Origin of the sequence: Eisenibacter elegans DSM 3317, from assembly GCF_000430505.1 — a bacterium.
In the GTDB taxonomy this organism is placed as follows: Bacteria; Bacteroidota; Bacteroidia; order Cytophagales; family Microscillaceae; genus Eisenibacter; species Eisenibacter elegans.
Map to the genome: position 1 here is coordinate 1 of NZ_AUMD01000002.1, position 20298 is coordinate 20298.

The following is a 20298-nucleotide window of genomic DNA, read 5'->3' on the forward strand; positions in this document are numbered from 1 at the left end:
GATGTGGTGATTACGGTCAACCCCCGACCGACGGTAACCATCACGCCGACCAATGCGACGATATGTGTTGGAGAGAGCACTACGCTGAACACCACAGTAACAGGTGGCACAGGTCCTTATACTTATCTCTGGACACCTGCCGGGACGCTGAGCAGCGCTACAGCGGCCAACCCGGTGGCTACTCCTGGCGCTTCAGGAACAGCTAGCTATACAGTAGTGGTAACCGATGCCAATGGTTGTGCTAGTACACCTACAGTAGTAAACATTACTGTGGTAAACCTTGTGTCGGCCTTGGCCAGTACCAGTGTTACCAATGTTATTTGTAGAGGTACACCATTGGTGCTTACAGCCTTTCCGGCGGGCGCAGCCAACTACCGATTTGAGCATAGCACCCAAGGAGTATTGCAAGATGGTCCATCGAGAACCTACAACGTACCCAATACTGTCAATACTGGAACAATCACGGTTACGGTTACAGCCGGCTCTTGTACAGATAGTGACGCTATCACCTTGACTGTCAATGATCCACCAACTGCTGCCACTGACGGCGATAGAGACATTTGCTTTGGAGCCAATACAACCCTCAATGGCAGTGCTACCGGTGGAGGTGGAGGATATACCTATGCGTGGACACCAGTAGTAGGCTTGAGCAACCCCAACATAGCCAACCCTGTGGCCAACCCTACCAGTACTATCACCTATACCCTTACCGTAACCGATGCTAATGGCTGTACAAGTACAGCACAATCGACCGTAACAGTATTTCCACAGCTTCTGGCCAATGCAGGCAGCAATTTGACAGTTTGTTTTGGGCAGAATGCTGTTTTGAGCGGCAGCGCTGCCGGCGGTGGCGGCGGATATACCTATGCCTGGACACCAGCAACCGATTTGAGCGCCACCAATATTGCTAATCCAACAGTAACCCTGACAGCTGCTGCCAGAACATATACCCTTACTGTAACTGATGCTAATGGCTGTCAGGCTACGAGCGCTGTTACCATAACACGCAACCCTGCCCTTACAGCCAACGCCGGCACACCGGTTTCGATTTGTAATGGCGGAAGTACCAACCTCAACGGAACAGCCACAGGCGGTACAGCTCCTTATACCTACAGCTGGTCTCCGGCAACAGGCTTGAGTAATCCCAACATAGCCAACCCTACAGCCAGCCCTACCAGCAGCGCCAGCTATACCCTGATTGTTACGGATAGCCAAGGCTGTACCGCCGCCAGCAGCGTAGCGGTAACGGTCAATAACTTCAATCCGTTCTTGAATGCCAGCGCAACAACAGCCTGTGCAGGCCAAAATATCACGCTCACCGCTTTCCCCACAGGAGCAGCGAATTATCGTTTTTTGAGGAATGGGGTGGAAATTGCCAATGGCACCGACAGGGTGTTGTCTAGCACGACTTTATTAGCCGGTAATTATACTGTAGAAGTAACTCAAGGCGGATGTACTTATACTTCACCGGCGGTGAGTATTAGCATCAACCCACTGCCTGATGTAGGCTTCGTAGCACCACCTACAACAGTTTTTCCAAGAACACAAACTACCCCAGTAGCCTTATCAGACAGCAGTACCTTTGGCGGCACACGCGACGGGGTTGTTCAGTCAGTAGGTAACTATAGCGGGCCGGGAGTTTTTAGCGCTAATTTTTACCCTAATATCGCAGGGGTAGGCATCCATACCGTTACATATAGCTATACGGATGGTAATGGTTGTACAGCCAGCGCCAATATCACTATCACAGTATTTGACCCAGACGCAGCCATCTCCGGCTTGGATGCGATATACTGCTTCAATGCCCCGGCCAGCGGGTCTCTTACGCCAAACCCTGCTACTTTCCCTAATACTTTTTCGGTAGGGTTGTGTAACTATACCCTAAACAGCTATACCATTAGTGGACCGGGTATTAGTGGTTCACCCGGGAGCTATACTTTTAATCCTGCTGCGGCAGGTGTAGGAGACTTTAACATTACTATTATTGTATCTTATACCGTTACTGGTTTTATTGGTTTGTGTGTATCACCAATAACAGAAACCCGCAATGTTCCCGTAACAGTACGCCCAGTCCCCACCCCCAACATCACGGGAGCAGTAACAACCTGTGTAGGGAATAGCGTAGAGTATCGGGTAACTCCTCAGGCCGATAACACATACCTTTGGAGTGTTGTAGGAGGAACCATTAGCAGTGGTCAGGGAACCCCTAATATCAATGTTACTTGGAATACTGTGGGTGCTGGTTCCGTTAGCATTGTACAAACGGGCAACGGCTGCGAAGGAACTGATACACGTAATGTAACAGTCAACCCATTGCCTAATAGTACGATTAGTGGCAATCAAAATGCCTGTGCCAACACTACAGAAATATACAGTGTTCCTCTTATAGCTGACCGAACGTACTTCTGGAGTGTTTCGGGAGGCGCTGGAACTGTAGACCCCAGTACACCGCATGTAATCTCGGTTGTTTGGGGCGCTGCCGGAGCAAGTAGTGTAGCGCTAACAGAGATTAATGATATTACGGGCTGTATCACTACTTACCCACCTTACAATGTTACCAAAAACCCCCGCCCGATACCTATAATTTCAGGAGATGCCAGTGTTTGTTTCAATCAAACTACCACATACACCACTCCCGCAGTAGCAGGGGATACCTATGCTTGGAGTATAAGCCCCGCCGGTGCTGGTACAATTATCGGCCCCGCCAACAATAGCAGTGTTACCATACAGTGGACAAGCCTAGGAACACATCAGGTGAGCCTTACCCAAACCACTACCGCTACTGGCTGTAACACTACTGACAATCGCAATGTAACCGTCAATCAGGTTCCTGCTCCCATCATTTCAGGAGATTTTACAGTTTGTGGGCAAGAGTCAAACAAAACCTACAGTGTAGGGGCTACCGCAGGGGCTACCTACCAATGGAATATCGTTGGTGGAGTGATTACTACTTCTAGTACTGACCCGACCATCACCGTAAACTGGAATGCCACAGGCCCGGCATCACTCACACTCACCGAAAGCATTACCGCCACAGGATGTAATGCCACGGTTACTCAACCCATTACAATCAATCCTGCCCCCGTAGATTTGGACTTTACATTCAGCGGAACTTGCCTTGGGGAGGTGATTCAGTTTACGCCTACGGCCACTGGACTAGCCCCAAGTTGGTCATTTGTTTGGAACTTTGGCGACGGTACAGGAGCCAATGTCCAAAACCCAAGCAAAACCTATACAGGATTAGGTAACTTTACAGTGGTACTGACGGCCACCAATACTACAGGGTGTAGCTTTTCGATCAGTAAAGTTATCAACATCTCCGGAGTGCCGGTTGCCAACTTTCGCGCTACGAATCTTTGCTTAGGCAGTGCTACCCAATTTACAGACCTATCAACAGTGCCGGCTCCTTCGGCCATTAGTACTTGGGAGTGGAATTTTGGCGACGGTACAATCTTGAGCGGCAGCAACCCCGCCATTCACCAAAACCCTGCGCACACCTATGCCGGTATTGGTACTTATACCGTAACGCTGCGCATCAGTACTGGAGCCGGATGTGATGCTCAAATACAGCGTCAGATTACGATTTTCCCTGATATTATGGTTACTCCTACCAACCCTCACTTCCAAGGCTTTAATGGTGGAGCCGCCGGCTGGGTCAGTGGAGGAGACAACAATAGTTGGGCCTTAGGTACCCCCGCTGGTACACGCATTATCCCCAATAATGGCAATGCGTGGGTTACTAACCTCACCGGAACCTACAACAACCTAGAGCGCTCTTATGTCGAGAGTCCTTGTTTCAATATCATCCCCCTACAGCGCCCTATTGTCAGTATGAAAATTGCCATCGATACTGATGCTGCCGCAGACGGAGCGGCAATGCTCTATAGCATCAATGATGGGCTGACGTGGGAGGTAGTAGGTACGCTCAATGATGGGATCAACTGGTATAACCGCGCCGGCATCTTGGGCAACCCCGGCCAACAAGGCCCTACCCAACAGACTTGGCAAGGGACAATCGTGGGTTGGAGTGGTAATGCAAATCCCAACTGGCAAGAAGCCAAGTTTAGCCTTGACGCTGTCCGTAATGCAATGATTAGCAATGGCGCTAGCTCGGTCAGGTTCCGTATTGCCTTTGGTAGCAATGCGGATAACCCGGCAGGCATTACATTTGATGGGTTTGCCTTTGATGATTTCTTTATTGGCGAACGCAATCGAGTGGTGTTGTTAGAGCATTTTACCAATATCAGCAATGCAGGGGCTCGTACCGAAGATGATTTTATTAACAACTTCCCAAGCCCCACCAGCAACGAAGTAATACGGATTGCCTACCATACCAACTTCCCCGGGGAAGATGCGCTAAACCAAGACAACCCCGCCGACCCCAGCGCCCGAGCACTGTTTTATGGCGTAGGCACTACTCCCCGAACTGCCATTGATGGCAATATCCAAAATACACTTTTCTCTACAGGATGGGGCGCAGCGCAGTTCTCCAAACAAACACTCGAAGAAGGGGATTTTGAAATCAATATAGATCTGAGCAACAGTCTGGACGATATGCTTCGTGTTGAGGCTCAGGTACGGGCCTTGAAAGACATCGCTAATGCGACCGTGGTACACATCGCCGTCGTAGAGCGGCAAGTCAATGTCGGCGGGATGGTATATCGCAATGTATTGCGCAAAATGATTCCCTCTGCCGCTGGAACCTTCCGCCAAAACCCTTGGACAGCCAACGAAACACAGACTTTCCAAGGAATGTGGAACCTCCAAAACGTACGCGACCCTGCTCAGCTGGCTGTCATCGTCTTCGTACAAGATGACCGCAACGCGGCTGTATACCAAGCTGCCATACAAGGCTTGAATGGAATTAACCTGCGTGTGGCTACCGTTACAGCGACCGAAGGCGCTGCGGAGAGCCTTCAGCTCAAAGCATATCCCAACCCAACGCAAAATAAAGTCTACATTGGCTTTGACCAAGCGGCAGGCAAAAACTTTGAATGGAGAATTATGGATTTGAATGGACAATTGATTGAACAAGGTACCCTCCTCGCCGAGGAGGCCGGCTGGGTGTGGAATGCCGAACGCGTCGCCAGCGGCACATACCTCGTAGAGCTTTGGCATCCAGCCTCCAAAACAAGGTTGTATCAACGTCTCGTCATTGCCCGTTGATAACAAGCGGTCAAACACCACTGCCCCAAAGGCCAAACCTTTCGAGGGGCGGTGGTGTTGGAGGAGTATAGACCAACACCACCAGACACCGCCTTTTTATGGAAAATATCGCCCCGAAGCTATTCATTGCCCTTGCCGACTGGATGTACCAACAAGGGTTTAGCCTCCTCAATCACCAACAACAATTTCGCCGAAATACCGACCAAGGTTTTTGGAGTCTTATTCCTTCAGTAAGTTTATATGAAGGGGTATGTAAGGTTGAGGTCAACTTTGGGGTTCGGCATCATCACATCGAACAGTGGGCTACACAGTTTATGCAAATTCCGATGAGCTTGCGCGCTGATACAGCAACCCTGCAAACCTCATTGGGCAAGCTCCTAGAGCAGCCTTACCTACGCTACGAAATCAACCACGAAAGCGAAATCAAACTCATTGGTAACCAAATAGAAGAGGTTTTCCTCCAGAAAGCCCTCCCTTGGATGCAAGCCTGTGACTCGCTGACATACCTCCATCAGTTGCTCAATACCGACCCCGATAAGCCCTGTCGTTATATCCACAACCAACAATATCGCTGTTTCCGAGGGCAGGTCGTGGCTTGGCGATTGCGCTCCCCTGATTTTGAAAAACTGGCTCTAGCCTATACCCAAAGCCTGAAGCGCCAAGGTGCTACCGAACCTCAGCGCAGAGGATTTGAGCGGATGTGCCAAATTTTACGCACAACTTCTTGGAACTGAGATAACTTTTCCAACTTCGCTTGCGTATCGCCAATTATCTTTGTATATTTGCACCCCTTATGCTCCCTATCAGCATCAGCGGCGGATAAAAGCATTGTATCATTCCCAATAAAATCTTCTTAATATGATTATCGTAACCGTTAAAGAAAACGAGTCTATCGACAAGGCGCTTAAGCGTTTCAAGAAAAAATTCGAACGCACTGGCATACTGCGCCGTGTTCGCTCACGTGGCTACTACGAAAAGCCTTCTGTACGCAAGCGCACTACCAAACTCAAAGCGATTTATCGCGAGCGTATGCGCAGCAATGCAGAAAATGCTTAAAACATTTTTATTCCTCGTTTTTTTGTGTTAAGTTAGTGTTATGAGCGGCACACGACACCGCCCGCCATAACCCTAACTTATGCTAGAATCTTTCCTCAATTATATCCGCTACGAAAAAAGATACAGCCAACATACCCTGTATTCTTATAAAAATGACTTGGTTCAGTTTCGTAGCTATCTTGAAGACCAACATCAGCTAGGCGATACTCTAGCAGCAGAATACTATATGCTGCGAGGGTGGGTGGCGCATCTGTCCGAAAAAGAAGCCAACCCACTTACCATCAACCGTAAAATCGCCACCTTGCGCTCTTATTACAAATTCTTGCACCGTGAGGGGTACATCCAACGTAACCCAGCTGCCGAATTGCGCTCAATCAAAACCCCCAAGAAAACACCCGAGTTCGTTACTGCTGACAAATTACTGGCGCTCTTAGAAGATGAGCAGCACTTCGCTAGCGACTTCTGGGGGATGCGCGACCGTATTGTGATGGAGGTGCTCTATGGTACAGGGGCGCGGGTTGCCGAATTGTTACAACTTCGTATACAAGATGTTGATTTGAGCCGTAAGCTGCTCAAAGTATTGGGCAAAGGAGCCAAAGAACGCCTCATCCCTATACACAACAACTTATTGCCTCTACTGGCGGAATATATCCAAGCCAGGGCAAGCACCGTGGAAGACCTAAACCTGCCCCCACACGATTTCTTGTTATTGAGCGATACTGGGTTGGCTCCCCACGAAACACTCGTTTATGAGATTGTACGCAAATACCTCGCCCTCGTAACTACCCAAGAAGCCAAAAACCCTCACGTATTGAGGCACTCTTTTGCCACTCACTTGCTCAACAAAGGAGCTGACCTGAAAGCTATCCAAAACCTGCTGGGGCATAGTAGCCTCGCAGCCACGCAAGTGTATACACAAAATTCGTTGGAGCGCCTACAAGAGGTATTCCAACAAGCGCACCCTAAAGCCTAAGCTACCTGCCTCTCGAAGGCTTCCCTGCACAGGCTTAGCGGTTCTTTTTTTTCACCTAAACTCTAAAGCTTATGAAACTGCAAATTCATTCCGTGCACTTCGATGCTGATCAAAAACTGCTCGACTTCATCCAAAGAAAAAGCAGCAAGCTCGAAACCTTTTACGACCGCATTATCGACGGTGAGGTCTTTCTACGGATTGATAAAGGAGAGCACAGTCGGGAAAACAAATTGGTGGAAATCAAGCTCAATATCCCGGGCGCAACTTTATTTGCCAAACAACAAGACATCTCTTTTGAGGCAGCTACCGACGAAGCCGTCGAAAGCTTGCGCCGCCAAATCAAAAAACACAAAGAAAAAAATAGCGTCCGTTAAGCATCGACAGCCACAGGGCTGCCAATGAAATATATCTCAAGGTCTCTTAGTATGTACTAGGAGGCCTTTTTTGTGGAATAATTTGGCTATCAGGGTCTTGTCTCAGGGGGCTGCTGATGCCTCGACCTGTTATCAGAGCCAAAGCTGCTCAACAGACCCGTATTGGCTGTGAATCAATTTGATGTCAAAGCCCCCACCGAGATGCCATACAGGGAATACTTGACTACAGATTTTGTATCTTTGCCCGTGGTTTATGAAACCATTATTTTTTGTGTGAAAATCTCCTATTGAAGGTACCTCTATATGTTTGTATTGACCCAAACCCCTTCTGTGGCCAATCAGTGGCTGGCAGCTTTGCGCGACCACCGCAGCCAACAACATCGTGGACAATTTCGGCACAACCTCTCTCGTATTGGAGAGGCGCTAGCCTATGAAATTTCGCGTACATTGGCTTACCAAACGACTACAATCACGACGGTATTAGGGCAAAAACAAACCCAAACGCTTGTCCAGCACCCAGTATTGGTCAGCATTATGCGGGCGGGCCTGCCTATGCACGAAGGGATGCTGCGCATCTTCGACGAGGCTGATAGCGCCTTTGTAGGAGCGTATCGTGGACGAGCGCAGGCCGACCATTCTTTTGAAATAGAACAACACTATCTAACTACCCCCAACCTAGAAGGCAGGGTTGTCATTTTAGCAGACCCTATGTTGGCCACTGGGCGCTCGCTCTTGAGTACTATGGAGGTATTACGCCAATATGGCCAGCCCGCACAGTGGCATGTAGCGGCCATCATTGCCAGCCGGCAAGGGGTAGCGCTCATACAACAGGAGATGCCTGAAGCCAAACTGTGGTTAGGCGATATCGATGAGACCCTCAACGACAAGGCCTACATCGTGCCCGGACTAGGTGATGCCGGAGATTTAGCCTTTGGGAGCAAACTAGATTAGTGCGGATATGTTCGAACAATTGGCGAAGTACAGCAGTGTAGTACTGCTCGGAACCATCAAGTTTTTGTTTGGAGTCATCACAGGGTATGCCCTGCGTTTGTCATGGCTCGAAACCGTGCTTTGTGTGGTTCTTGGGATGATGATAGCGGTTATTTTTGTAAGCTTTGCTTCAGAATTTGTCAAGTTCCTTATCCGCAAGTTGCGCCGCCGTAAGCCGCCGCTATTCAACAAACGAACGCGCCGTTTGGTACGTGTTTGGCGTAGCTATGGGTTGTTGGGGATTGCTTTTTTGTCGCCCCTGTTTCTCACACCCATAGGAGGAACCTTGGTGGCTGTGTCGTTCAACGAGCGCTGGCATAGGATTATGTGGTATATGTTCCTTAGTGCGGTGGTTTGGGCGGTAGGCGAGGCTACACTGGTGTACCTGTTGGGCGATGTCAGCTTGCGCTTGATTGGGCGCTAATGCTTGTATTTTGCCTTTTAGAACTTGTTTATACCCAATCAAAATTGGTTTGGGAAATATATACCCTGAAAGCCTTTGGTAATCAAACGCTGTTAATCCTCAACCTTCAACTCAAGTAAATCTTGGTATAATTTTCATTGAGTATAAGAAAGCCAAAGCCTGTGAAGGCCTTGGCAATTGATAGTATGCATATGGTGGGGTTAGACTACTTCATAAACCCAGCCAAAGGGGTCGGCGGCTTTGCCGGTTTGGATGTCGGTCAGTTGTTGCTTGAGTGTTAGAGCGAGGCTACCCTCTTCGTGTGAGCGCAGGGGAAACTGCTGGCCTTCGTAGCCGATAAGCTGTATAGGGCTAATGACAGCGGCTGTACCTGCTCCAAAAGCTTCCTGAATGGTGCCATTGCTCAAGCCCTCAATTACTTCGGCTACTTTGATATGGCGTTCGGTAACGGTGTAGCCTTGTTGGCCTGCCAGCGCGATGATGCTGCTGCGAGTGATACCGGGCAGGATGGTGCCGTCGGTGAGGGTAGGCGTAAGCAATTCGCGTTCGCCTGTGCGGAAGAACAAGTTCATCGTTCCTGATTCTTCGATGTACTGGTGCGTCAGTCCGTCTGTCCAAACAAGCTGGTCATACCCTTCATTGCGCCCTTGTTGCGCGGGGTATAGTGAGGCAGCATAGTTGCCGGCAGTTTTGGCAGCACCTACCCCCCCTTTGACAGCCCGCACATACTTGGTTTCGATTTTGACCTTGGGCGGCGCAGCATAATAAGACCCTACCGGCGAGGCAATAATCATAAAGCGGTAATTATCAGATACTTTCAGGCCGACATACTCATCAGCCGCAAACATAAATGGACGGATGTAGAGCGAATACCCCTCTCTGGCCGGAATCCAATCACGGTCAAGGCGCAGAAGCTGCGTAAGACCTTCCATAAACAGCTCCTCGGGCAAGGTCGGCATACACATCCGCTCGGCAGAGCGATTGAGGCGGCGGGCATTTTCGAGCGGGCGGAAAAGCAAGCTCTTACCTTCGGGGCTGCGGTAGGCTTTCATCCCTTCAAAAATCGACTGGGCATAGTGAATGCCCATTGTAGCCGGGCTCATAGGCAGGTTGCCATAGGGTACAATGCGGGGTTGTTGCCACTGCCCTTCTTTATAATCGACCATAAACATGTGGTCGGTGAAAGTTCGGCCAAAGGCCAAATTCTCAAAATCGACGCTTGGCAGGCGCGAAGCAGCTACGGGTTCGATATGTATAGACAAGGTATCAATCATGGGGTTAAACAATCAGTGGTATTTCATAACAGCCAAGTAGGCGACGTGCTACTTTCTAGGCTTCCAGGGTATTTCGTCTACACCTAGTTCTTGGTGCATCTGGCGACACAAGACGAACAAATAATCCGACAGGCGGTTGAGGTACTGCGCCACCAAGGGAGCCACAAAAGCTTCTTGTTGGAGTAAGATGACAGCACGCTCGGCGCGTCGGCAAACGCAGCGGGCAATATGCCCCACTGAGACGGCAGGATGCCCTCCGGGCAAAATAAAGGAGCGCAAAGGCGGCAACTGTGCCTGCATTTCATCTATCTGCTCTTCGAGCAGCTGAATATCTTCTTCGCGTAAATCGGGCAATTTCAGAGCCGACTTGTCCGGGTCGGCAGCCAAACTAGAACCAATGGTAAAGAGTCGGTCTTGAATCTCCCGAATCAAGGTACTACGCTTGGCATTGACCTCTTGGTCGCCCAGCAAACCGATGTGTGAGTTCAACTCATCTACAGTTCCGTAGGCATCAATGCGGATATGGGCTTTGGACACACGCGTACCCCCAATGAGTGAGGTCTGTCCGCTATCTCCGGTTTTGGTGTATATCTTCATAATGTGTGATGATAAAAGCAGGCAAGAGCCTCCCCATACATTGACCGGCTCTTTTTAATCGGTACAAATATAACTTTTCCTGCTTTTATTTGCAATTATTTTATATTTATTTGGCTTATCTGACAATTGAGGTGTTATGGGGAGAGCATACTTTTAATAACAAAAAACAAAATGTATTAATTATCGCATTTTTCAAAATTTTATACTGATTGAGTTTGGCTCGATTCGGAGCTTGTGGCGGATGTGGCGTATATTTTCTCACAAAACCCTTATGAAGCATAAATCTTTCCCCTTTATTTTGCGTTAAACAGGGTGGAATCCATCCTCAAGTCCGGCAATGTTTGCGAATATAATCAATTGATTGTTGAGAAAAGAAGTTTAGCTCTTTTCAAACAGTGAAGTATTTAGCTTGGGAGGGTTTTTATGAAATATCGATTTGTTTTTTGGATAAGTACTCTGGCCATCGTGTTGGCTTGGCAAACACCGGCTGTAGCGCAAGACCTTAAAAAAGGCTTCAAACAATTGGCTAAAGCCAATTATGCGCAAGCACATCAAATTTTTGAATCTATACTCAGGCAGGATGCTTGCCAGCCCTTGGCCAACTATGGCTTGGCGCTGATGTATTCGGGTCAAACATCTACAGGTTTTGATCGATGGCGGGCTTTTGAGTACATTCAGAATGTACCGGATAGGTTGGTGGCCGCCGACCGCGAAATCCTCCAAAAATATACGCCACACTGGGAACAAGTACCGCCTATCCGAGCCTTGATTTATGACAGTCTGTATGCCTACTGGCACGCACAGGTACTTGCTCAAGACCGTACAGAGCTATACGAACATTTTTTGGAGGCCTGCGCCAACACACGCTGGGCTCCTGTGGTTGCTTCTGCGTATCACCAACGCGTATTTACCGAAGTGTGCGCCCTTGATGAGCCCAATGCCTATGAGTGGTTTATACAGAGCTTCCCCGAAGCCGAACCCGTCATACAGGCCAAACAAGAGCGCTATCGTTGGGCCTATGCAGAGGCGTGTTTGTCGAACAAGCTGAGTGCTTATCAGGATTTTGTCCGCCAATACCCCGACGCACCACAAGTAGCGGAAGCGATGGAGCGCATCGCCCTCAAACAAAAGTACAACAAGGCCTTTTTGTTGGGGAAGACTTACCCGGCAGCCCATCCCTTATTTGTGAGAGTGAGAGCCGAGCATACACCCAAGGCCGAAATGTATATGCACCGCGAGGCATATGAGGCCTTTTCAAGGATGTATGAGGCAGCGCTGCGCGATGGGGTCAAGCTTAGCATTATCTCCGGAATGCGCACTTTTGAGCAACAGGCTATGATTTGGAACTATAAATGGAGCAAGCTCAAAGGCGATGGTATCAGCCGAGCGCAAAATATTATGGTTTATAGCTCTATGCCGGGTATCTCACGACACCACTGGGGGACAGATGTAGACCTCAACCATCTCACCAATAGCTATTTTGATAAAGGGGAAGGAAAGAAAGTATATGATTGGCTGTTGCGCCATGCCCGTGAATTTGGCTTTTATCAAGTTTTTGATGGGCACGAGCGCGCCTATGCCGAAGAACGCTGGCATTGGTCGTATATGCCCGTAGCTGATGTCTGCCTACAAGAGTATCTCTCAGAAATCAGCTATGATGACCTTCGGGGCTTTGTCGGCGAAGAACTTGCCCCTCAACTGAGGGTTATCGAGCGTTATGTCAAAGGGGAAGGCTTGCGGACGGAGTAAGCTCAAGCCCTGCCGGAGTATGACACCATAACAGCGGCAGCGCTGCCCCCATATTAAACTCATCCCTTCTATAGCCAAGTTTAGCCCTTCCGTTACTCGGTTGGTCAGAAAATGCTTTCTCTTGAGACCTTAGCTCCCGTATTTTGTCTAAAACAACAGTCAAAATACTACTATGAGAAACGCCTGTCTACTCCTATTTTTCTGCTGCGCTTTGGCGCAAGCCGGCCTAGTCCAATATGTCAATACATCTTGGCATTGCAAGACCGTCCACAAAGCAAAATCACGACTGGCGCTACCTATATTGATAAAGTACGGCAGCTTCTTGAGCTCTAAGCTACTTGCCAGCACATTTCCCAAGCCCCACGATACTGGGGCAGGAAATGGGGAAAGGGAATACGGACGTGGTTTGTTTTTTTAAACCCCTGCCGGAGATAAAAATCTACCGAAGGGCTACTGTCCATCGCCTTGAGCCATATTGCCTCAAAGCCTTCGGCTTTGGCGACGGCCTTGCAGTAGTTGACCACAGCTGTGCCAAGCCCCTTGCCAGTAACTTCGGGGATGAGGTAGAGGCGTTCTAGTTCCAAGCTTCGGGCTTGCGGACGGTTACGGTTGAGCTTTAGCAAGCCCACAGGGGTGTTTTCCCAATAAATGCCATAAAATTGTACTTCGGCTTGTGTGGCTTCTTGGGCAAATACTGCTGCCGAAAAATGATGTTGGAGATAGTATGCGCCGGCATCATCCCAAAGATAGCGGTAGACGGCAGTATAAGCCCGCACGCCCACCTCGCTGATGAGCGGGAGGGTTTTGGGCGTACAAGGGATGATTTCGAGGAGATGTAGGGGGGATGTATTATTCACCTTTGTAACCAGATTCTATAAAAAGCGCCTTGGCATCTTGTGTGGCCATCAGTTCGGCCAGAGAGGTCTTTGTTTTGCGTCGGTACTTCTGTACTATTTTCCAACCCAGCCATCGACCCAAACGCCCAGGGGCTTTATTGCCTATTTCGGCTACATAGGGTCGTTCGTTGAGATAGGCGCTTTTGGTCAGTTGACTGGTACTATAAAACACATTGCGCTCAATAAAATGAGACCACATCAGCTTTTTGTTCTCTTCTTGGTCTAGACGGAGCATTTCTTCGCTGTTGTAGCCGGCGATGATAGAATCAGGTGTACAAGGCACGACAGATTTTACAAATTCGTAGGCCTTGCCATAATCAATCATTTCGGCTAGTACAGTTTGGTCTTTCTGTACTTCTGTTTGGTTGAATTGGGCGGAGAGTGCCAGCATCAAGGTCGGAACAATGTAGTTTTTGCGGTAGCGCTTCCAGATGTAGAGCGGCATATCGGGTGGGCGGTAGCGGGAGGTTTCGCCTAAGAAAAAATCGAGACTGATGACCATCAGCCGAGGCGAAACATAGAGATCGTTGCCATAAAACGCCCGAAGGCCGGTGATGGTGGTGTATATTTTGGGTGGGTTGAAATCGGGGAAGGCTTGTTTGACACGCTTGAGCGCCAAGGTAAGTTCGGCCTCCAGTTCTGAGAGATCAGCAAAGGCCTGGCGTACATCTTGGTAGAGTGTGTCGAGATAAGGGTTATTGACCATATCGGAGAGCACAGCCACGATGACAGAATCAGGGATTTGTTTGCCTTCTTTGAGGTATTCGCGGGCAAATTCGGGATGCGCTTGTAGCAGTTGGAGCAAGCCTTGAGGGCTTTTGTCAGCAAAAAGCTGGTTTTCGAGGCGGATGATGTTGATATTGAGCGGAATGGCCTCTAGCGCAGGGTCTGACTGGCAAGCATCTTGATTATTGCAGGATGTTTGGGTTAACAAACACAGGCTGATGCCTAAAAAGAGGCCAAAACGAACGTAACGGGATAAGGTTGTTTGATGACGCATTAGGGCGAATGGGGTAGGGTTTGTGGAGAGGCGAAAATACACAATTTAGCCCATTTTTTTGTGGTTTGTATTAGTCCTTATCTAAGGCACATAAGAGTGCATAAAATTTTTGATCAAGTTTATCAACCCTTTTGGCTTGAGGGTGTTGCCCCTCGTAGTTTAGACGTTGTTGGTAGCTGAGCAAGGCCAAACTAACCAAGCGCATTTCCTGTACGGAGAGTCGTAGCGTTTCCTTGGTGGTTTGGGGAGCAGTGTGGTGACGTGGCCGCCAAATACGCTGTAACAATGTATTGATAGACTTCATAACGAATGTATTTTTAGCAAAAATAAATTATTTACGCTAAAAATAAAAACACTTGCTATTTTTTTTAGCATACATCAAGATGACTTGAGCTGTAAGGCCTGATACTGATTGGTGAGTTCGAGGTATTTGCAGCGAAAATAGAGCTTAGCACGCCCTAGGTCTTGCTCATATTGTTTGATTTTTGATTCTTCTATATAGGCTTGGAGCACTGCCTCGCTTGTTTCGAGATCTTTGGCCTTGGCTTCAAAAAGGTTTTTTTGTGCCTTTGATTTTTCGAGCGCCTTGACCAAAATTTGTTCGTTGGCTTCGAGCCGTGTTTTATACTTTTCTAGTTCGTCTTGTCGAAGCCGCATCGTCTCTTGGGTAGCTTGTAGCTCTTCGAGGTTTTGCCGTAGCTCTTCCTCGGCGGCGTGTTGTGCTTCTACCGAAGTTTTTAGCGCTTTCTCATTGATCTTTGATTTTTCGAGCGCCTTGACCAAAATTTGTTCGTTGGCTTCGAGGCGGTCTTTGTATCTTTCTAGTTCCTCTTGTTTGGCGCGCATGGCCTCTTGGGTAGCTTGTAGTTCTTCGAGGTTTTGGCGTAACTCCTCTTCGGCGGCTTGCTGCGCTTCTACAGATGCTTTGAGGGCTTCTGCGTTGGCCTTTGATTTTTCGAGCGCCTTGGTCAAGATTTGTTCGTTGGCTTCGAGGCGGTCTTTATATTTTTCGAGCTCAATTTGCTTCTTGGCCATGGCCTCTTGGGTAGCTTGTAGCTCTTCGAGGTTTTGGCGTAGCTCTTCTTCAGAGGCTTGTACTCGTTGGTAGGCTTCCTGCATTTCAATATCACGCTGTACACGTTCGGTGATATCTTGTGCCATTCCGATAACCATCACATGGTCGTGGCTGTTTTTGTTTATGCGGATTGATGCCTGGAAGTGCCTCCAGTCTGTAAATGTAGGGTGTTTTAGCCTAAACTGATACTTATAGACTTGGTCTTGGGCATCTGCGATGGCCTGAGGAATCAAATCATATAGGAGGCTATTGTCTTCGGGGTGTATGATATTGTTAATGTCATCTAGTTGGAGCTCCGTTCCTTCGGGGTAGCCATACAGCGTAGCCAAGTTGGGTGAATGAAACAGCTCCTGAGTCGTTATATTGATTTCAAAGCCGGCCATTTGTGCCATTTTTTCAGCTACAGCCAAGAGTGCTTGTTGGTCAGCTAGGGCTTGTTTTTGCTCTTGTAGCGCCTCTTGGGTAGCTTGTAGCTCTTCGAGGTTTTGGCGCATTTCTTCTTCTTGTGCCAATAGTTCTTCGGCCTTGGCTTGACTTTCTTCTAAGAGTTTTTTGTTGAGGTCATTGTTGATAAGGCTTTCGAGCACGGCGCTCATATTGGCGGCCATTTTGGGCAAAACTTGGCGGTATTTTTTTTCGAGTTGGTGGATATAAACCAACTCCACAGCGCCATAGGTTTTTCCTCCAAAAATCAGGGGCATTACCTGTATACACACAGCCTGTAGCTGGCCTGTAGTGTGTGAGAGTGTTACATTTTTGGCGGGGATGCCATCGAAGAATAAGTGCTTTTCGGAGGCGATGGCCTGCCCTACTACTCCTTCTCCCAGCGCATATACCTGTTGGGGGAGCTTGGCCAATGCACAAGCATAGGTGGCATAAGCCTCGGCTTTTTGTGCTTCGCGGTTATATAGATACAACACACCGCTAAAGGCATTGGTAAACATAGCCAGCTCTTCGAGCAATATGTCACAAAACTCCTGAAGTGATTTGGCATAATTGACCCGCAGTGTGTCATCAAAAGTACTCAGACTCTTCTCTTCCCACAGCTTACGTTGATACTCAGCCTCTTGGGTTAGCTCTTCGGGTGTTTGGAGGTTTTGGGTATCCATAATGTGCTTAGCTATTTTGTGGAGGTTGTTGGGTTAGTTTCAGTTGTAGATCCTCTAGGGCTTGTTGTTTTTGTGCCAACATTTTTTTGAGGTCATTGATTTCTTGTTGTAGCTTGGTAGTTTCTTGAGCTACTTGTGCGGCTACCTGTTCGGCGATACTGGATTCCATAAACTCTTGCTTGAGCTGTATATCGGCTAGGTATTGGTCGAGCCTAGCTTGTTGGGCTTGCAGGGCTTCGTTTTGGTGGCGCAGCTGTTCTTCTTTGTGCTGCAACTGAATGTTTTGTTGCAGTGCCTGATTGAGCGCACTGGCTATAGCCAGTTTGTTGAGCATGCTTTCAAGCATCAGGGCGATACTTTCTTGCATACGCTCAATGAGTTGAAAAAACAGCGGTGGGGGTGGTTTTACAAATTGCAATTCTATTACGGCTACACACCGCTCTATGGCTACAATAGGCACAAATACCAGGCTACAAATACTCAGCTGTATGGAGGCACCCGGATGGAGGAGGTGCTTCGGAGGGAGTTGGTCGTAGTACAATATGCGTTGGCTTTTGGCTGCTTGTCCTACAGTTCTTTCGCCTTGTGTGTAGGCTATTTGTTGGAGTTTTTCGATTGGGCAGCCATACGTACCCACACAAGCAAAGGCCGCATTGCTCTCCTCCCATACATAAATCATAGCCACACAAGCCTCTACCTCCTCTGCCATAGCGTTGATGAAGTGCGTAGCAAACTCTCCTAGCGATACCTGTTGGTAGCGGCGCATGACAGCGTTGAGGTGCTGTACTTTTTCATTCAGTGCAGCGGTGTTTGTGTGATGGCTATCGGGAGGCGTAATCGTCATCATCATTGCGCAGCGATTTGGGCTTTTAGGGTGGCTATTTCGGCTTTGAGCGCTGCTATTTCGGCTTTCTGCTCTTGGTCGCGTTGTTTGGTTTTTTGTTGTGCTTTGGCGATGATTTGCTCACTGATTTTGAGCTTACTTTCGGCCTTGGTCAGTTCCTGTGCTTTGTCTTGTAGGGTTTGCTCCTTAAGGCGTATTTGTTGTGAGAAGTCTTGCGCCAAGGTTTTATTAAAAAAGCCTTCCAGCATCGCCGTGATTACCGTCAGCAGGTTTTGTTGCTCTTTGGCCAATAGTTGCGTAGAAGCGCTGGGGCTGTATACCTGAATGTATCCAGACTGTCCGTCGATGGTTTGTAGAGCTTGTTTGGCAATGCTATTAGTTGGGATGGCGGGGGTGTGCTCACTGGGGAAATGCGCTGTCCAACTGCCATAGGCGATGGTTAGGTAGAGGTTTCTGTGGTGGGCTAATGTTTGGAACAAGATACTCCCTACTTGGCTGGCCGTTTCGGTGATGTCGTGGGTTTCTTTGAGCAGCTCAGATACCTGCATAATGGTTTGAAGCTCCAACACACGTGCTTGGTTTTCGGCCAGCAAACCTTCCATTTGCTCATGGGTAGCTTGTAGTTCTTCCATATTTTGGCGCATCTCCTCCTCCTGTGCGCGCAGTTGTTCGGTTTGTTGTTGCATTTCGCCCAAGAGCCGCTCCATCCGGTGTGTGTTGAGCTTATTTTTGAGAATAGCCGCAATAGAGCTGTTGATTTGCCGCAGTAGCCGCCGGTGTCGTCGTTCTAACGGTCGTAAGAAAGAGAACTCCAATACGCCAAAAGCTTCTTCATTAAACAACAAAGGGTAGAAAATAATGGCGGCAGTGCGGATTTGAATATCGGGACGTTCAAAGCTTAGGTACTCGCCTGGCAAGTCTTCAAGATAGATGCGCTCTTTTTGCTCCAGACACTGATAGGCCAAGGCTGGCGCTTCGGTCAGCGATTGATGAGCAGCATATCCGGCGCTGAATGTCAGTGATGTTTGGTTTTGGGTATCGCACACATAAAATGCTCCGGCAAAGGCCTCTGTCAAGTCGCCCAAATGTCGGATAAGGTTTTGGGCAAACACATCGAGGGAGTCATTGGAATAGGTGCGCAGCAAACCCTCTAGGGCATCAAGTTGTGCATCGAGCCAAGCCTGTTGGGCGAGTGCTACTTGCTGTTCGCTCCACTCAGAAGCTGCGTCAAGGGGGGGTGATGGATTTGCAGAGGCATCGGACATAGTAGGTATAGGGCTTAGTGGTTATAGTTTGATGGCCATCAGGGTAATATCATCACGCTGCTCTTGTTCGCCTTGGAAAGCCTCCAAGGCTTCCGTAAAAATCGTTTTTTGGATATCTAGCGGTTGGTGGTGATGCGCTATAATCAAGTCTTCCAGCCGTTTATTGCCAAAGCGTTTGCGTTGTAGGTTGCAGTTGTCTAGCCAGCCGTCAGTGGTGAGGTAGAGTGCGTCGCCGTGTTTGAGCGTAAGAACTTGGTCTGTAAATTTGACTTTGAGGTTGGGTTGTGCGCCTCCCATCGAGCGACGGTCGCCACGGAGCTTGCCTAGTTGGCCATCTTTGACATAGTAAAGATCGCATTTAGCCCCGCTAAAGGTCAGTTCATAATACCCATTTTCTTTGGGAATCAACTTGCAGAGCAGCAAATCCATCCCATCGCGGTTGTTGGATTCGGCTTGTTTCAGCCCTTGGCGCACATCTTCGTCTATGGCGGCCAATACTTGGCTGGGCTGGTCTAGGTTTTTGACGATGATATTTTGGTTAAGTAAGGTATTGCCAATCATACTCATAAAAGCACCGGGCACGCCGTGGCCAGTGCAGTCTACCACGGCCACAAAGTAGGTCTCTTCTTGGCTGAAGGCGGGGCTTCCAAACCAATAAAAATCGCCGGACACGACATCCTTGGGGCGATAAATAATGAAAGATTCGTTAAAAATATCTTTTAACCGCTCTTCTGAGGGCAAGATAGCCTGTTGAATCCGCTGGGCATAGCTGATACTAGCTACGATACGGTCATTGTTTTTTTCAAGTTCCTTAAAAGCCGTATCAATCTGCTCATTTTGCTCCAAAAGTGCATTCCGTATTTGGTTGAGCGCATCTAGGTTTTCTTTTAACTCTTGCTCTTGAATGTGGAGGCGGTCTTTTTGGGCTTGCGTTTCTTCCAACAGACGCCGGGTACGGGTATTGTTGGCAATACTTTCGAGCATGGTGGCGCTCGTCGGAATTACGGCATCGAGCAAGGCGCGGTTACGACCCGAGAGCGGGTTGACATACACCAACTCCAGCACCCCATACACAATTTCATTGAATACCAAGGGGATGGTAAAAATGCTGTGGATATTAAGTGTAAGGGTAGAAAGGGCGATGCTGTTTTGTTGTGGGGGGAGGTCTTCGAAAATGATACTTTTGCGCGAACGCGCCGCCTGCCCCACTACACCTTCGCCCCAACTGTAGGTTTGTTGGGCCAAGGCATCTATTCGGCAGCCATAAGCCGCCACTGCTTGCAGCTCCCCCTCTTCTTGGTTGGCCACAAAGAGCACTGCCCGAAAGCTGCGGGTGGCTTGTGCCAGATAATGAATCATCACCTGACCAAATGCTTCCAGCTCATCAGAAAGGTGTGCCGTAAGGGTGGCGCTGTAGTTTTTAAGGGCTTTTTCAAGCCACTGAGTATCTACTTCGTCTTGGGAGGTGGTGTCCCAATAGTCGGTGATGATAGCCATGCAAGTGTG

17 protein-coding genes are annotated in these 20298 nt (G+C 48.7%); 8 read left to right on the top strand and 9 right to left on the bottom strand.

Translation table 11 applies throughout. The features are described 5' to 3' along the window. From G499_RS18175 to G499_RS0100370, 7 genes are all read left to right on the top strand, one after another. On the top strand, positions 1–5166 hold a 5166-nt coding region (locus G499_RS18175), incomplete at its 5' end, for a PKD domain-containing protein (RefSeq protein ID WP_035726152.1). Positions 5167–5264: 98 nt separating this feature from the next. Continuing rightward, the gene (locus G499_RS0100340; RefSeq protein WP_026998293.1) at positions 5265–5900 is read left to right on the top strand and encodes a hypothetical protein; all 636 of its coding nucleotides are present in this window, start codon (positions 5265–5267) and stop codon (positions 5898–5900) included. Between the two features lie 124 nt (positions 5901–6024). Continuing rightward, entirely contained in the window at positions 6025–6222 is a 198-nt protein-coding gene (rpsU, locus tag G499_RS0100345) for a 30S ribosomal protein S21 (protein ID WP_026998294.1), read from the top strand. Positions 6223–6301: 79 nt separating this feature from the next. Next, a complete protein-coding gene (locus tag G499_RS0100350) occupies positions 6302–7195 on the top strand; it encodes a tyrosine-type recombinase/integrase (protein WP_026998295.1) in 894 nt (297 codons plus the stop codon). 71 nt (positions 7196–7266) lie between these two features. Then, complete coding sequence (gene hpf, locus G499_RS0100355; RefSeq protein ID WP_026998296.1) at positions 7267–7569, top strand: ribosome hibernation-promoting factor, HPF/YfiA family; 303 nt, start codon at positions 7267–7269, stop codon at positions 7567–7569. A 303-nt stretch (positions 7570–7872) separates the two neighbouring features. Then, positions 7873–8520 (top strand): uracil phosphoribosyltransferase, encoded by a 648-nt coding sequence (upp, locus tag G499_RS0100365; protein WP_026998297.1) that lies wholly within the window; start codon positions 7873–7875, stop codon positions 8518–8520. A gap of 7 nt (positions 8521–8527) precedes the next feature. Next, positions 8528–8983 (top strand): hypothetical protein, encoded by a 456-nt coding sequence (locus tag G499_RS0100370; RefSeq protein ID WP_026998298.1) that lies wholly within the window; start codon positions 8528–8530, stop codon positions 8981–8983. Positions 8984–9183: 200 nt separating this feature from the next. Here G499_RS0100370 and G499_RS0100375 read toward each other — a convergent pair whose 3' ends face one another. Both G499_RS0100375 and G499_RS0100380 read right to left on the bottom strand, forming a co-directional pair. Continuing rightward, complete coding sequence (locus G499_RS0100375) at positions 9184–10257, bottom strand: branched-chain amino acid aminotransferase (protein ID WP_026998299.1); 1074 nt, start codon at positions 10255–10257, stop codon at positions 9184–9186. Between the two features lie 48 nt (positions 10258–10305). Further along, positions 10306–10854: a cob(I)yrinic acid a,c-diamide adenosyltransferase gene (locus G499_RS0100380; protein ID WP_026998300.1), complete on the bottom strand. Its 549-nt coding sequence runs from the start codon at positions 10852–10854 to the stop codon at positions 10306–10308. 423 nt (positions 10855–11277) lie between these two features. On the opposite strand from G499_RS0100380, the gene G499_RS20780 reads away from it, so the two are divergent. Continuing rightward, on the top strand, positions 11278–12603 hold the full coding sequence (locus G499_RS20780) for a M15 family metallopeptidase (protein WP_051295789.1): 1326 nt from the start codon (positions 11278–11280) through the stop codon (positions 12601–12603). Between the two features lie 329 nt (positions 12604–12932). On the opposite strand, the gene G499_RS18180 is transcribed toward G499_RS20780, so the two are convergent. From G499_RS18180 to G499_RS0100420, 7 genes are all read right to left on the bottom strand, one after another. Continuing rightward, positions 12933–13460: a GNAT family N-acetyltransferase gene (locus tag G499_RS18180; protein WP_051295790.1), complete on the bottom strand. Its 528-nt coding sequence runs from the start codon at positions 13458–13460 to the stop codon at positions 12933–12935. Next, on the bottom strand, positions 13453–14499 hold the full coding sequence (gene gldB / locus G499_RS0100395; RefSeq protein WP_051295791.1) for a gliding motility lipoprotein GldB: 1047 nt from the start codon (positions 14497–14499) through the stop codon (positions 13453–13455). Before gldB ends, G499_RS18180 begins: the two co-directional genes overlap by 8 nt. 70 nt (positions 14500–14569) lie before the next feature. Further along, positions 14570–14803 carry a hypothetical protein gene (locus G499_RS0100400; RefSeq protein WP_026998303.1) on the bottom strand — a complete coding sequence of 78 codons (234 nt, stop codon included), beginning with the start codon at positions 14801–14803 and terminating at the stop codon, positions 14570–14572. A gap of 74 nt (positions 14804–14877) precedes the next feature. Continuing rightward, positions 14878–16683, bottom strand: coding sequence for a GAF domain-containing protein (locus G499_RS0100405; RefSeq protein ID WP_026998304.1), 1806 nt, complete (start codon positions 16681–16683; stop codon positions 14878–14880). A 7-nt stretch (positions 16684–16690) separates the two neighbouring features. Then, positions 16691–17533 (bottom strand): hypothetical protein, encoded by an 843-nt coding sequence (locus G499_RS0100410; protein WP_026998305.1) that lies wholly within the window; start codon positions 17531–17533, stop codon positions 16691–16693. Next, complete coding sequence (locus G499_RS0100415; protein ID WP_026998306.1) at positions 17530–18792, bottom strand: GAF domain-containing protein; 1263 nt, start codon at positions 18790–18792, stop codon at positions 17530–17532. The genes G499_RS0100410 and G499_RS0100415 overlap by 4 nt, the downstream gene beginning before the upstream one ends. Positions 18793–18813: 21 nt before the next feature. Then, positions 18814–20289 carry a PP2C family protein-serine/threonine phosphatase gene (locus G499_RS0100420; RefSeq protein WP_026998307.1) on the bottom strand — a complete coding sequence of 492 codons (1476 nt, stop codon included), beginning with the start codon at positions 20287–20289 and terminating at the stop codon, positions 18814–18816. Positions 20290–20298 lie beyond the last annotated feature (9 nt).